Source organism: Pelomonas sp. Root405 (assembly GCF_001425165.1).
Classification (GTDB): domain Bacteria; phylum Pseudomonadota; class Gammaproteobacteria; order Burkholderiales; family Burkholderiaceae_C; genus Pelomonas.
This window is the reverse complement of the sequence record NZ_LMDU01000001.1, coordinates 839,761-853,813: the sequence shown is the minus strand read 5'-3', so window position 1 is coordinate 853,813 and position 14,053 is coordinate 839,761. Positions and strand designations below refer to the sequence as shown.

Annotated in this window: 13 protein-coding genes; 6 read left to right on the top strand and 7 right to left on the bottom strand. The window is 69.6% G+C overall.

What is annotated here, in order from left to right:
• Positions 1–115 precede the first annotated feature (115 nt).
• Genes ASC81_RS03825 through ASC81_RS03810 form a run of 4 tightly spaced genes read left to right on the top strand, consistent with a single transcriptional unit; the run spans position 116 to position 4,222 of the window.
• Entirely contained in the window at positions 116–1,159 is a 1,044-nt protein-coding gene (locus ASC81_RS03825; RefSeq protein ID WP_056262905.1) for a family 43 glycosylhydrolase, read from the top strand.
• Complete coding sequence (locus ASC81_RS03820) at positions 1,156–1,923, top strand: S9 family peptidase (protein ID WP_056262901.1); 768 nt, start codon at positions 1,156–1,158, stop codon at positions 1,921–1,923. Before ASC81_RS03825 ends, ASC81_RS03820 begins: the two co-directional genes overlap by 4 nt.
• Before the next feature lie 44 nt (positions 1,924–1,967).
• Complete coding sequence (locus ASC81_RS03815) at positions 1,968–2,822, top strand: hypothetical protein (RefSeq protein ID WP_056262898.1); 855 nt, start codon at positions 1,968–1,970, stop codon at positions 2,820–2,822.
• Positions 2,819–4,222, top strand: coding sequence for a polysaccharide lyase family 1 protein (locus ASC81_RS03810; RefSeq protein ID WP_056262895.1), 1,404 nt, complete (start codon positions 2,819–2,821; stop codon positions 4,220–4,222). Before ASC81_RS03815 ends, ASC81_RS03810 begins: the two co-directional genes overlap by 4 nt.
• 669 nt (positions 4,223–4,891) lie before the next feature.
• Here ASC81_RS03810 and ASC81_RS03805 read toward each other — a convergent pair.
• The 4 genes from ASC81_RS03805 to ASC81_RS03790 all read right to left on the bottom strand — a co-directional run bounded on the left by ASC81_RS03805 (position 4,892) and on the right by ASC81_RS03790 (position 8,105).
• Positions 4,892–5,302, bottom strand: coding sequence for a GFA family protein (locus tag ASC81_RS03805; RefSeq protein ID WP_056264284.1), 411 nt, complete (start codon positions 5,300–5,302; stop codon positions 4,892–4,894).
• Between the two features lie 84 nt (positions 5,303–5,386).
• Positions 5,387–6,046 (bottom strand): DUF2306 domain-containing protein, encoded by a 660-nt coding sequence (locus tag ASC81_RS03800; protein WP_056262892.1) that lies wholly within the window; start codon positions 6,044–6,046, stop codon positions 5,387–5,389.
• A gap of 35 nt (positions 6,047–6,081) precedes the next feature.
• Positions 6,082–7,437, bottom strand: a complete 1,356-nt coding sequence (locus tag ASC81_RS03795; RefSeq protein WP_056262889.1) for a HAMP domain-containing sensor histidine kinase — start codon at positions 7,435–7,437, stop codon at positions 6,082–6,084.
• Positions 7,434–8,105 carry a response regulator gene (locus ASC81_RS03790; RefSeq protein ID WP_056262887.1) on the bottom strand — a complete coding sequence of 224 codons (672 nt, stop codon included), beginning with the start codon at positions 8,103–8,105 and terminating at the stop codon, positions 7,434–7,436. Before ASC81_RS03790 ends, ASC81_RS03795 begins: the two co-directional genes overlap by 4 nt.
• A 133-nt stretch (positions 8,106–8,238) precedes the next feature.
• Between ASC81_RS03790 and ASC81_RS03785 the strand changes: the two genes are divergently transcribed.
• Together ASC81_RS03785 and ASC81_RS03780 are read left to right on the top strand one after the other, a co-directional pair.
• On the top strand, positions 8,239–8,997 hold the full coding sequence (locus tag ASC81_RS03785; RefSeq protein WP_056262885.1) for a MipA/OmpV family protein: 759 nt from the start codon (positions 8,239–8,241) through the stop codon (positions 8,995–8,997).
• Between the two features lie 19 nt (positions 8,998–9,016).
• A complete protein-coding gene (locus ASC81_RS03780) occupies positions 9,017–9,421 on the top strand; it encodes an ester cyclase (protein WP_056262883.1) in 405 nt (134 codons plus the stop codon).
• A gap of 96 nt (positions 9,422–9,517) precedes the next feature.
• Here the strand turns inward: ASC81_RS03780 and ASC81_RS03775 are convergent, their stop codons facing one another.
• From ASC81_RS03775 to ASC81_RS03765, 3 genes are all read right to left on the bottom strand, one after another.
• Positions 9,518–10,210: a hypothetical protein gene (locus ASC81_RS03775; RefSeq protein ID WP_162253752.1), complete on the bottom strand. Its 693-nt coding sequence runs from the start codon at positions 10,208–10,210 to the stop codon at positions 9,518–9,520.
• Positions 10,211–10,600: 390 nt separating this feature from the next.
• Positions 10,601–11,602, bottom strand: coding sequence for a family 43 glycosylhydrolase (locus tag ASC81_RS03770; RefSeq protein WP_056262877.1), 1,002 nt, complete (start codon positions 11,600–11,602; stop codon positions 10,601–10,603).
• 14 nt (positions 11,603–11,616) lie between these two features.
• Positions 11,617–14,049 (bottom strand): glycosyl hydrolase 115 family protein, encoded by a 2,433-nt coding sequence (locus ASC81_RS03765; protein WP_162245852.1) that lies wholly within the window; start codon positions 14,047–14,049, stop codon positions 11,617–11,619.
• Between the last annotated feature and the right edge of the window lie 4 nt (positions 14,050–14,053).

The following is a 14,053-nucleotide window of genomic DNA, read 5'->3' as shown; positions in this document are numbered from 1 at the left end:
GACGGCCGAGTGCGAGCGAATGCCCGGCGATGACGATCACGCGCGCCGCCGGCGGCAGCGCCGGGCTCAGCTTCAAGCGCCGCCACGGCAAGACAAATCGCATGGAGACTTTCGTTTGACTTACCCGATCTCGCGCCGCCACGCACTGGCTGCCGCCCTGCTGATTCCCGCTCTGCCCGCGCTTGCCCAAGCGCCCGCCGCGCCAGCCCCCGCGCCGCTGCCGTGGCCCAACCCCCTCGTCGTCCAACGCGCCGACCCGCAGATCATTCGCCAGGGCGATTGGTACTACCTCATGGCCACCGTGCCCGAGTACGACCGCCTGGAACTGCGCCGCGCGCGCAGCATTGCCGGCCTGGCCACGGCCGAAGCCAAGGTGGTCTGGCGCAAGCACGCCGGCGGCCCCATGAGCCACCACATCTGGGCGCCTGAGCTGGCCTTTCTGGACGGTCGCTGGTACATCCACTTCAGCGCCGGCGAGGCGAAGGAGCCGTGGAAGATCCGCATGTGGACGCTGGAGAACGCGTCGCCCGACCCCATGCAGGGCGAGTGGACGGAGCGCGGTCAGATCAAGACGCAGTGGGAGACGTTCACGCTGGACGCCACCGTCTTCGAGCACCGCGGCAAGCGCTACATGGCCTGGGCGCAGACCGACCCGGCCAAGAAGAACCACAGCACCGACATCTTCATCTCGCGCATGAAGAGCCCCACCGAACTGGAGGGCCCGCAGGTGCGCCTCAGCCAGCCCGACTACGCCTGGGAGAAGGTGCGCCACCTCGTCAACGAGGCGCCGGCCGTGCTCGTCCACGGCGGGCGCGTCTTCATGACCTACTCAGCCGCCGGCACCGGCGCCGAGTACTGCCTGGGCCTGCTGTGGGCCGACGAGAACGCGGACCTGATGGATGCGAAGAGCTGGCGCAAGTCGCCCGGGCCGGTGTTCAGCACCAGCGCCGAGAACAGCCAATACGGCCCCGGCCACAACAGCTTCCTCGTCGAGCCCGACGGCACGGTGCTGAACGTCTTCCACGCCCGCAACTACCGCGACATCGTCGGCGACCCGCTGAAGGACACCGGCCGCGCCACGCGCGTACAGCCGCTGCGGTTCACGGCCGATGGCATGCCCGACTTCGGGCTGCCGTTGCGCGAAACGGTGAAGCCGTGACGATCATTGCCCTGTCCGACGGCGTGCCCAACGCCTTCGACGGCGAAGCGCCCGACCGTATATGCCGCCGGCCCGCGCGCGCCGAGCTGCACGCCTATCTCTCGCCCACACCGGCGCGCGGGCGTGCCGTCGTCTACGCGGGCGGCGGCTACCTGCAGCTGATGCACGACAAGGAAGGCGTCGAGATCGCGCAGTGGCTGAACACGCTCGGGCTGGACGCCTACGTGCTCGTCCACCGCCTGCCCGGCCAGGACGGCAACCCCTTCGACATCGCGCTGCAGGACGGCCTGCTGGCACTGGACCACCTCGGAACGCTGCCGCCGCTGCCGCTGCTGCATGTGGGCCTGTCGTCCGGGGGCCACCTGGCCGGCGCGATGGCCTGCCAGCGTGAATCGGCGGGCGCTGTCATCGCCTACGCGCCGCTGAACGCCAACCACCGCGACCACAAGTTCCCCGCAGGCAAGCCCGACTTCCCGCCGCCCGAGAAGCAGGCCTTCTACGACGCCTGGCCCATCGGCATCGCATCGGCGCCCCACGGCCTGCCGCGCTGCCCGGTGTTCCTGGCCTATGCGCTGCATGACGCCGTAGTCCCGGTGCAGCATGCGCTCAACCTGATCGTGGCCGCACAGCAGCACAAGCTGGACGTGGAGGCGCATGTCTTCCCGCAGGCCGAGCACGGCTTCGCGCTGCGCGGGTTGGACGGCACGCACGGCCAGTGGCCGGCTCTGGCGGCAGCCTGGATGTCGGCCAAGTTGAACGGCTGAGACATCGCCTACGCTTGCGCGCTTGTGTGAGCAACGGGCCGAGCATGCTGGAAGCGATCAATACCTGGGGTGACTACCGAGCGAAGCTGCGCGAGTTTGACGCCGTGCTCGAACACGGCAAGGCCGCCAGCACCGCCTTGGTCGGGCTGACGCTGACGGCGCCGCACATCCGCTACGGCGAGCAGATCTTCGTCAAGCTGCTGGCCCACAGCACCGGGCTGCGCCGGCTGGCGCCTGACGCTAGCCAGCAGCACCCGCGCGAGCTGTGGGACCTGCCCTCCATGAGCGCCGTGGCGCGCTGCGTCGTCGAGGCCCATGACGCCTTCGAATACATCGCTGGCCACCCGGTGGCGGATTCAGAGCGCAGCTTTCGCATCCGGCTCTGGGAGCTGCATGACGCGACGCGGCGGCTGAAGACGCTGGCCTGCATCGGCTCGATCGACCCGGCCGTCAACGACATCCGCGCCGATGCAGCGCGGCTGCTGCTGGCGCTGGAAGCGCACCCTTACCTGAACTCGCAGCCGGCCGTGCAACAAGCGGAGCTGCGCCTGCGCCTGCGGCGCAACGACCCACCGGACTTCCACCTCAGCCGGCGCCAGCGCTGCGAGATGAGTGGCGTGGATGCCGACTGGCACAAGGCGGTCACGCTGCAGCTCTCGCAGCATGTGCTGACCCTGCCGTTCTCCGTCCATCAGCTGTTGCAGGTCCAGACGGGCACGCCCGAGGCGCTGCGCCTGATGGCGCTGCCACTGGTCTTCGCCCTGCCCTTTCTGGTCCGCGTCATTCATCGGCTGGAGCTGCTGCTGCCCGGGCGCGTTCCGAAGCCACCGAGCCGGACTGCCCGCACCATGGCGGCATGGCGTGACCTGGCCGCGCAAGGCACGAAAGGCCTCGCATGAGACGCCGACTGAGGCTGCGCGGCGGCCGAACCCTGCCGCCTTTTGTCGCCACCCTGCTGCTCGCCGCCTGCGCATCGCACGCGCCTGCGCCGGTCTCGCCGCCCGCCTTCCCCGGGGCCGAGGGCGAGGGCGCTGTTTCTCGGGGTGGGCGCGGCGGCCGGGCCATCGTCGTGACCACGCTGGCCGACAGCGGCCCAGACTCGCTGCGCGCTGCCGTCGAGGCCGTCGGTCCGCGCACCATCGTGTTCGCCGTGTCCGGCACCATCGCGTTAAAGACGCCGCTGAAGGTCACGCAAGGCCGCGTCACCATCGCCGGCCAGACCGCCCCCGGCGACGGCATCACGCTGCGCGACCAGCCGCTGATGATCGATGCCGACGACGTGGTGGTGCGCTTCATCCGCTCGCGCCTGGGCGACGCCGCCGACGTGGACGCCGATGCCATCACCGTCGGTTCGGGCCAGCGCATCATCCTGGACCACGTGTCCACCAGCTGGTCCAGTGACGAATCGCTGTCCGTCACGGTCACCCGCCCGGACCTGGGCCGGCCGGCCTACCAGCACGTCACCGTGCAGTGGAGCCTCATCGGCGAATCGCTGAACTGCAACACCGCCAAGAAGGGCGCATGCCACGGCTTCGGCAGCCTGCTGCGCGGCGCTCACGGCACGCGGCTGTCGATGCACCACAACCTGTGGGCGCACCACCAGGACCGCATGCCCCGCCCAGGCAACTACCTCAAGTCCGAGGCCGACCCGCTGGGCGGCTTCTACGACCTGCGCGCCAACGTCTTCTACAACTGGGCCACCGAACGCGCCGGCTACAACCTCGACCGTGGCGGCGAGCGCGCCAGCTACAACTTCGTCGGCAACGTCTACCTGCGCGGCCCAAGTTCAAAAGGCAGTTTTGCCTTCGAGGAAAGCAACCCCGGCTCGCGCGCCTGGTTCGCTGGCAACAGCATGGACGGCCAGGTGCCCGCCGACCCGTGGACGCTGGTGCGCGCGCATGCCAAGCACCTGCCGGGCGGGCTGCCCGAGGGCTACAAGCTGGCTGCGCCGCTGCCCTTCGCGAAGGTGACGGTCGATGCCCCTAACAAGACGCTGAAGCGCGTGCTGGCCGGCGTCGGCGCGTCGCTGGTGCGCGACGCGGTGGACGAGCGCCACATCGCCGATGTGCGCCAGCGCCGGGGCGGGCTCATCAACAGCCAGACCGAGGTGGGCGGCTGGCCGGTGCTGCAATCCAAGCCGGCGCCGCAGGACAGCGATGGGGACGGCATGCCGGATGCGTGGGAGCTTGGGCAGGGGCTGAACCCGCGCGACGGGGCGGACGCGGCGCGGGTTGATCCGGCGACGGGGTACACAAACCTGGAGCGCTATCTGAACGGGCTCGTCGCGCACCTGATGTAAGGGCGGGTCGTCTTTGCGGTTGTCCTTTCGACCCGTTGCCGTGTTGCCGGGAGTCCGCCCCGGCAGGCGGGTAACTTTCTTCTGCGGCGCCAGAAGAAAGTCACCAAAGAAGAGGCGCTGAACCGCATTCCATCCCGACTCCGCCCAGAGCGGCGCGCGAAAACGCCCGCCATCGTTTCGGGAAGACGCGACCCGCTGCGCTCTCGCCGCTGTCCCTTTGAAGAGCGCCATCCATCGCCCCTTCACGCCCGTTAACGCCGGCTGCACGCCGGGCTCACCAGGGAATGCCAATACCGCGTCGCTGGGGCAACGCCAGATGGATGTTGCGCAGCGGTCGCGTCGCCCGAGCGACCATGTCTTCGCATTCCTCATGAGCACGGCGTGCAGCCGCGCGTTAAGCGGCCCAGCGGTGCGATCGATGGAGCTGGTGATAGGGACAGCAGCGAGAGCGCAGCGGCTCGCGTCTGCCCACTCACCGAGTGGTTGTTGCACGGCGCAGCTCGTGCAGGTGTTGCTGGTGTGCGGTTCAGGGCCTCTTCTTTGGTGACTTTCTTCTGGCCCCGCAGAAGAAAGTTACCCCGCCGCCGGGCGGGACTCCCGGCAACCACAGCGACGCGTAAACCAAGCGCAACGCAAAGCAACCCGCCGCTCTGTGAAACACCAGCAGGCTCAACCGCCTTCGCTCGGCGGCCCAAACTGCTCGATGACCTGCTGCTCCGTCAGCATCGGCGTCTGATTGGCGAAGTCGTAATAGCCGGGCTTATTGTCGACATAGATCTGGCTGGCCAGCTCGAAGTCCTGGCTCTCGAAGGCGCCGGCCGGCACGAAGTACTCGCCGGTGGCGAGCAGCTTGTAGTACAGGTGCGTGCCGCAGGCCTTGCAGAAGGCGCGCTCGGCCCATTCGGAGGACGCATAGACGGCGACGTGCTCCTTGCCCTCGAACTGGACGTCCGGCCCGCAATGCACCGCCAGCAGCGGGCCACCGCCCCAGCGCCGGCAGAAGCCGCAGTGGCAGGCGCCGATCTCGCGAGCGGCGGGCGACGTGAAGCGGACGGCGCCGCACAGGCAATGGCCTTGCATGATCTGGATCTCCATGAATGCGAGGGGGCTCGACAGATGCATGGATTCTTGCCTCGGCGCCGCCCGGATTTGTCAGCTGGCCGCTCAGTCCACGCCGAGGCGGGTCGGCTCCCAGCCGGGTTCCGGGTCTGCCGGTTGCGCCTTAGGCCACAGCCACAACTCCGCCGCCAGCACATTGGGCACCCAGCAGGTCCAGGCCAGCGCCGTGTAGATGACCTCCACCGGCACGCCAAAGCCACCGGCCACGCCGAGCTGCAGGCGCAGCGAGATGCCCGCCGCAGTCAGGGCGAAGCTGCGCACCATCCAGCGCCGGTGCGCCGCGATGCGGCCGGCCCGCACATGAACGAGCGCGACGGCGGTCGTGCCGAGCCAGCCCAGGCCGAGGAGGCCGAAGCCCAGCTGGGCCAGCGGCCCGCCCATGGCCTGCGCGGCCAGCGGCAGCGCGCTGAGGCCGCCGACCAGCAAGCAGGCCGCATAGCCATAGCCGATGCACCGGTGCAGTCGCGGGCGGCGGGCACGCAGCCCGGCGGCGAACTGCCACGGCCCCAACATCAGCGCCAGCCCCGCGCTGACGGCATGGATGACGAGCAGCTCGCGCTGCACGGTCAGGTTGGGCAGCGGCGGCGCCAGCGGCTGGCCCGGCAGCGCAAAGCGCAGCGCGGCGGCACCGACGAGCAGGGCCAGCAACACCAGCAGCCCGAAGGCGACCTGGCGGACGAGGGGGGAGCGCGGGGCGGTGTTCATGCCGCTCAATCTAGGCGGCATGAATGAATTGAGGCTTAGGGCAAAAGAACCCGCGCCACCAGACCGCTGCGCCCGTCGTCACGGTCGCGCAGCTCGATGCGCAGGCCGTGTCGCAACGCCGCCTGCCGCGCGATGGCCAGGCCCAGGCCGCTGCCGCCGAGCGGCGCGTCGGGCATGCGGAAGAAGCGGTCGAAGACGCGCTCGCGCATCTCGGCGGGCAGCCCCGGTCCGGAGTCCACCACGTCGACCCAGCGCGTGGCGCCGTCGCCCGGTTCCAGCCTCAGCTCGACCTCGCCGCCCGCCGGCGTGTGGCGCAGCGCGTTGTCGATGAGGTTGTCGAACAGGCTGCGCAGGTCGCCCTCCACGGCGGTCAGCGACAGCGGGCCGTCCACGCGGTCAACAAAGCCGACGTCGACGCCGCGGCGGTCGGCCATCGCCATGGCCTGGCCGATGCTGGCGCGCAGCAGGGCACGCAGGTCCACGCTGGAGGCGGCGCCCTCGGCGCGCGCGGCCTCCTGGCGCGACAGGCTGAGCATCTGCTCGACCAGGTGCTCGGCCCGCCGCATGCCCTGCTGGAGCTGCTCGAACTCGGGCTTGGCCCCGGCCAGATGGGGGCGCAGGTTTTCAAGCTGCAAGCCCAGGGCCGTCAATGGCGTGCGCAATTCGTGGGCGGCGTCCTGCACGAAGCGGCGCTGCGCGCCGAGCGCGTCGCGCAGCCGCGCCAGCAGCGCCTCGAAGGACTGCACCAATGGCGCGATCTCGCGCGGCACGGCCAGATCGGTGGCGGCACTGCGCTCGTCGCGCTGCGCCAGCAACTGGGCCGAGCGGCGCAGGCCCCGCGACGCGCGGCCCACGACAAGGGCCAGCACCGCCAGCGACACCGGCAGCAGCAGCAAGCCCACAAGGCTGGCGAAGACCGAGCGCCCGCCCACCTCGAGGTTGCGGAAAGAGAAGCTCTGCAGCACCTGCACCCGCACCTCGCCAGCGCTGGCGGGTTCCGTGTAGACCCGCCAACGCGCACCGCCGGACTCCAGCTCGTGCCAGCCCGGCTCGGACTGCAGCGGCACCGTCACCACTTGAAAGGAGCTGAGGCTGCGCGCCGGCTCGCGCGCGCACCAGATCTGCACAACGAAGCCGCCGCCCTGATGGACCTCCTGCGCCGGCAGTTGCGGCAGCGGGTCGGTCAGGCTGGCACAGCTGCGCGCCGCATTGGATTGCGCCAGCGACTGCATCTGCTCGTCCATGAACTCGTAGACGGTTTCCCCATAGCTCTGGGCGAACATCCAGCCCAGGAAGGCGGTGGTCAGCAGGTGCAGCGGCAGCAGCCACAGCACCAATTGGCCGTGCAGCGAACGCGGCCAGCGCAGCGGCGGCAGGCGGGCCACGCTCATGCGACGTCGGCCAGCGCCACACGCCAGCCCAGCCCGCGGACATTGCGGATGGCGTCGGCGCCGAGCTTGCGGCGCATGCCGTGGATGAGCACGTCGATCATGTTGCTGCCGACCTCCTCGCCCCAGCCGTAAATGCGCTGCTCCAGCTGCTCGCGCGACAGGATGGCGCCGGGCCGCTCCAGCAGCGCGCGCAGCAGCGCGAACTCGCGCGCCGTCAGCGTCTCGCGCACGCCGCCACGCAGCGCCTCGCGGGTGTTCAGGTCCAGCTGCAGGGCCGCGCCCGCGCCCAGCAGCGATTGCGCCGAGCCGCTGGCCCGGCGCAGCAGCGCGCGCATGCGGGCCAGCAGCTCGCCGAACTCGAAGGGCTTGGCCAGATAGTCGTCGGCGCCCAGGTCCAGGCCCTCGATGCGCGATTCGACGCCGTCGCGCGCCGTCAGCACCAGCACCGGCGTCAGCTCGCCGCGCGCGCGCAGCTGGCGCAACAGGGAGAGGCCGTCCAGCCGCGGCAGGCCCAGGTCCAGCAGCACGCAGGCATAGCCGCCATCGGCCAGCGCCGCGCGGGCGGGCTCGCCGTCGCGCACCCAGTCCACCGACCAGCCGGCCCGGCCCAGCGCCTGGGTCAGGCTGTTGCCGATCATCTCGTCGTCTTCCACCAGCAATGCGCGCATGGGCGGAATTTAAGCGCACCGACTTAAATCTGAATGAGCGGAAGGCCGGCCGTCGCCGGGCCATGACCTAAGGTCAAGCTAATTCGGCCTGCCTACGCTGCGCAGCGTTTCTCCTCCACCTAGGAAGCTATCGATGCAAGCCCAAGTCATCCGCCTCGCCGCGGCGCTGTTGATCACGACGCCCGCCCTGGCCCAGAACACGCCACCCGACGGCAGCCCCAGCTCGGTGACCCTCCTCGGCATCGGTGCCGGCGTCTCGCTGGAGCCCTACCGCGGCGTGGACACCAAGGCCCGCGTGCTGCCGCTGCTGATCTACGAGAACAAGTGGGTCGCCGTGGCCCTGCCCACCCTCGACCTGAAGCTCGGCAACACCGGGCCGGTCAGCTACCGGCTGCGCACGCGCTTCGGCTTCGACGGCTACAAGGCCAAGGACTCGGACTTCCTGAGCGGCATGGAGCGCCGCAAGGAGAGCCTGTGGCTGGGTGCTGCCGCCTCGTGGGACACCGGCATCGGCGAGGTGTCGCTGGAGGTGCTGGGGGATGCGATGGGCAACAGCAAGGGCCGCATGGTGTCGCTGGAGTTCGAGAAGCGCTTCGACTTGGGCGACCTGGCCATCACCCCCCGGTTTGGCGTACGCAGCGTCGACCGCAAATATGTGGACTACTACTTCGGCGTGAAGCCCACCGAGGCCGTCTCGGGCCGGCCCGTCTACATGGGCAAGTCCACCACCCAGGCGGAGGGTGGCCTGCGCTTCACCTACGCCACCGGACCGCGCGAGACGCTGTTCCTCGACGTCTCGGGCCGCATGCTTGGCTCGGCCATCGAGGACAGCCCGCTGGTGGAGCGGCGCTACCAGGCGAGCCTATTCGCGGGATGGCTCTATCGGTTCTGACCCGCGAAAGTTTTGGCCCATGACGACACCACGGCCCGCCCTCCTCCGCCAAGCCAATGAAGCCCTGCTCCAGCAGGGGCGGCAAGACGCGATTGCCGACTTGTTCGCGCCCGGCTATGTGGCCCACGTGGCCGGGCAGACGATGAAAGGCCACGACGCAGTGGCTGGCGTCATCGAAGTGCTGCGCCGCGCGGTACCCGAGCTGAAGGTCGACGTGGAAATCCTCGTCGAAGGCGACGACCGCATCGCCTGGCTGCGCACCTGCCGCGGCACGCAGTCGGGCGCGTTCAAGGGCTTCCCGGCCAGTGGCAAGGCGCTGGTGTGGCGTGACATGGTGGTCAGCCGCTTCGAGGCCGGGCTGATCGCCGAGGAATGGGTGGTGACGGACCTGGCGGAGCGGTTGCTCCTGGCGCGCAAGGGCTGAGCACCGAGCCAGCGCGGGCGGGCGCCCATTCCCGCAGTGCTCGAAGGCCTGGGGGGCCAGTGCGTTGATCTGCTCGTCGTCGAGCATCGGGCTCGCTCAGCCGGGTACGGCGGGCTGCGGACCGCCGGCTTGTGCCGGCCCAGCCTTGCAGCGGCTCTGGATCTCGGCCGAGATCCGCGCCACTTCCGCGGGGTCGGCCTCGGGCGGCGGTTTGTAGGTGGCCAGCATGCCTTCGAGGACGGCCTGACGCTTCGGGTCACCCTCCGCCTTGCGCAGCAATGCCTCCAAACTCTTGCTGAACTGGATGTGTTCCTGATCACGCAAGGCCCCGATCTCGTTGGGGGTCAACAGTTGCGGATCCCGGCGGAGCAGCCTGCTCAGCACACGTTGTGAACTGCTGTCGCAGTCCCAGGCGTCGCGGCGCAGCGCGGGGACGACGGCGGGCTCATCGGCCAGATTGAAGTTCTCTCCCAAGGCCTGCACCAGGCCTGCAGCCGCGCCCTTGTCGCCCTCGCCAAGGCTGCGGCGAAGCAGCGGCACCAGCTGCTCGCGAGAAGCTGCATCCACGGCTTGGCAGGAGGCGACCCACTGTTGGTGGCTGGCTCTCATGACGCTGTGCGCGGTTTCGGGCAAGCGGCGCAGCAAGTTCTCCATCTGCTGGCGCGCCCGCTCTGGGTCGCGCTCCAACGACAGGCACCTCTGGATGTGCCACGCTGCTTCCCCCGCCTTGCCGCGCTGATCGCTGCTGATGGCGAGCTGGATGTCGGGTTGCATGCGCGAGACGTCCACAGGCGGGCGGCGCAAGACGGCAGATGCCGGCATCGCCGTTGTTGGCACCGGGGCGGCGGCAGTGGCGGCACTGGCGGCGGAGCGCCCCTCGTCCAACGGGACGGCTGGCGCCAGCGCCACGGGCGGCGAAGGCGCCGGCACCGAGGCTTGCTGCGGCAGGGCGTCGCTGTCGCCACGCCAGTGGGCCACGGCAAAAGCCAATGCGCCGACACAGGCGACACCTGCCAGCCAGGCCAAACGTTGGACACCAGGTTTCATCGGGACCAGTCGTTGTGCTGATGACGGAAGCGGGCGATGGCACCGCAACGGGAAGATGGTGGCTGCGACAGCTTGGGACATCCAGCCGGGGCTGCAGCGGCCAGCAGGGCAGGACGGCCCTTGACGTGCGAACTACTTTGTCATGCCTGCAGCGGTAGGTGTTGCCCGCTGGGGAAAATCACCGACGCCTTCGCTCGTCCGCTCCACCTTGCGGATCGTGCCGTCGTCGTTGAAGTGCAGGTACTCGGCCGTCACATGGCGCTGCTTCTTCGCGCAGGCCGCGCCGGGTGTGTCCAGCCAGCGGTGATAGAACAAGACCCACTGACCCTTGTACTCAACGATGGCGTGGTGGTTGTTGGCGTTGTTCTCCTGCTCCATGATGACGCCCCGGTAGGTCCACGGCCCCTTCGGCGAGGTGGCCGTGTAGTAGGTCAGGATGCGGTTGTGCTCGGGCATCGTGAAGTAGTAGAGGCCCTTCCTCTTGAACACCCACGGCCCTTCCATTGGCGGCTCGTAGCCGCCCATGTCCATCTTCTGCAGCTCGCCCTTGAGGCTGCGCATGTCGTCGGCCATCTCGGCCACGAGGTAGTTCACGCCCGACGTGCGGCTGTAGAGGTAGGCGCGGCCGCCGCTCTCCTCGTCGTCGACGAACAGTACCGGGTCGTTCGCATACGGCTTGCGCCACAGCGGCGCGCCGATCACGTCCTTGAAGGGGCCGGCGGGGTTGTCGCTCTCGGCGATGCCGACGCCCATCCACTTCGTGCTGTTCTTGGGGTTCTGCCGGTCCTTGATGCCGGTGCCGGCGGGGAAGACCAGGTAGTACTTGCCGTTCTTGTAGGCCGCGTCGGGCGCCCAGGCGTAGTCGTCGGCCCAGGCGAGGTCCTTCACCGACAGCACGGCGCCGTGGTTGGTCCAGTTGACAAGGTCGGTGGACGAGAAGGCGTACCAGTCCTTCATGTGGAAGTCGGCCTGGCATTCCTCGTCGTGTGAGGTGTAGAGCCACATCTTGCCGTCCTTCCAGACGTGCGCGGAGGGGTCGGCGGTGCGCAGGTCCTGGCCGAGAGCGAGCGGGTTCTGGGCCTGGGCCGCCGTGGCGAGCAGCGCCGCAAGCGCCAGAGACAGAAGGCGTTTCATCGCACGATTCCTTTTCATGGGCGGCAGGCGCCGGGCAGCAGGTCGGCGCCGTCGAACATCAGTTCGGCCTGGCCCGCCTTGATCTGCAGTCGCAAGGGACCGGCGCTGCCGAGCAACGAGAGGGAGGCGGTGAGCCGGTTGGCGAGTACCCCCTGGGCCCAGGCAGTGTCCTGAGTGCCGCGAAGCCAGCGCAACGGGTGGGCGTGGCCATCGACGAGCACATCGGCCTGCCAGGCCTCGCCCGCCGTGAGCGTGTATGTGGGCAGCACATGGACGCGCAGGCAGGCGGCGTCGGTGGCGGGCGCTTCGAGCGTCAGCGTCGCGCCGGCCCGCCGCGCTGCAAGCACGCCGTCGCCGCGGCCCAGACCGGGCACGCGGCGCCAGCCGTCGTCCACGGCGGTGATACGCAGCAGCGGCGCGACCGGCTCGACGAGGGGCAGTGGCGCCAGGTCGGCCGCCGCGCGGGCCAGGTCGTGCAGCGCATCGGGCGCGCTACCGCCGAGCCCCGGCGCGGGCAGCAGCGGCGCCTGCTGGCGAAAGCTGGTCCACAGGCCATCGGCGGGCTCCTCGGCCAGGATGCCGGCCCAGCGGCCGGCGTTGTAGCGTGCCGTCAAGGCCTTCAGCCGATGGTCGGCTCGCACGGCTTGCGCGGCAGAGGCACGCGCGCCGGAGGGGTCTCTTTCCAGCGTCGCCGCATAGCGCTCCAGCGCGAAGAAGCGCTCGTTGGCCAGGGCCGACGCGCGCAGCGGGTATTCGACAAGCTGGAAGAAGCCGGCGCGCTGCTCGGCGGCGATGTGCGGGCGCACGCTGTCCAGCAACACCAGCAGCGCCATGAAGGCGGTCAGGCGCCGGTTCACCGCAGTCGGCGCCATGCCGCTGCGCTTCACGCGTTCGCCCGCAAGATGGAACTGCAGGTGCTCGGGCCGCCGCTCAAAGTTGACGCGGTAGTAGCCGTCCCAGAGCGTCGCCAACTCGACGGCCCGTGCCGGGCCGAATAGCCGGCGGGCCAGGTCGAGCAGGTAGTCGTGCTGGTCTTGAGCTCGCACCGCGGCCGGGTTCCAGGCCAGGTCGAACCAGTGGCTGAGGTTGATCTCGTGCGGCTTGATGTCGCCCGCGTTGACGACCCACAGCCGTTGGACACCGGCGTCGAAGGCGCGGCCCATCTCTTCGGCGACGAGGGCCGGTGGCGTCGTGCTGAGCCACAGATAGGACAGGGGCGCGCCGAGATAGCTCAGGTGGTAGTACACGCCGGAGCCGCCCGAACGCTTCGACTGGGCGGCATCGGGGAACTGGCGGATGTAGCCGAAGTTGTCATCGGGCCAGACCAGCGTGACGTCCTTGGGCAGCGCCAGGCCCGGCAGCAGCGGCAGCACCTCCTTGTAGGGCACGAAGACCTGTGGCAGCGTCGTCGGGTCGCCGACGTGCTGGCGCAGCAGTTCGCGCTGGTCAACCAGCAGGCGGTTCAGCAGCGCCTGCTTCTCAGCCACCGTGCCGCCGCCCTGCATGCCGCTGTCGTGGATGCCGCGCATGCCCAGCGTGTAGAGGTTGTCGAAGCGGCCATTGGCCCGCAGCCGCTCGGCCCAGTAGCCGCGAACCTGTTCGGCATGCGTTGCGTAGTTGTATTGCTCGTGCGGCGCTTCCCATTCGGAGACGTTGTTGCGCAGCATCGGCTCGGCGTGGGACGAGCCCATGACGATGCCGTAGCGCTGCGCCAGTTCGGCATTGCGCGGGTTGTCGTTGAAGGCGCGCGACACCTGGTGCATGGCGGGCCACAGCGTGTTGGCCTTCAGTCGCAGCAGCAGGCGAAAGACCTGCTCGTAGGTGCGCGGGCCGATGTTGCCGGCCTCGGGCTCGAAGGTGTTGGCGGCCCAGGGCTGCAGGCCCCAGTCCTCGTCATTGATGAACAGGCCGCGGTACTTGACGGCGGGGCCGTCGTGCAGCGGCTGGTTCAGCGTGACATGCAGCGGGCCGCGCTTGACGGGCGCGAGGTCCGCCCACCAGACCCAGGGCGACACGCCCAGCGCCTGGCTCAGCGTGTAGACGCCGTAGGCCGTGCCGCGGCGGTCGGCGCCAGCGATGACGAGCGCGTGGCTCACGCCCGGCGCGGGGTTGCGCAGCTGCGTGATCTGGAAGCACTCCCAGCAGTCCTTGAGCTTGCCGATGTCCAGCTTGCCGGCGGCGGCCAGCGCATCGATCTGCGCGTGGCGGCCGGCCGTGCCGATCCAGATCTGCACGGCACCCTTGTCGCTTGTGCGCAGGCCGAGGCGCTTCAGGTCATCGGCCAGGTCTTGCGCGACGAAGGCTTCGAGCGGGTCGGCGTTCGGGTTGCCAACGATGACGGCGCCGTCCAGCGGCAGGCTGTGGGCGGTGGCGCGGGTGGACACGTCCAGGCCCGCGTGGGCAGCGCCGGCTAGCGCCAGCAGCAGGAGAGCAAGCAGCTGGCGCATGGCG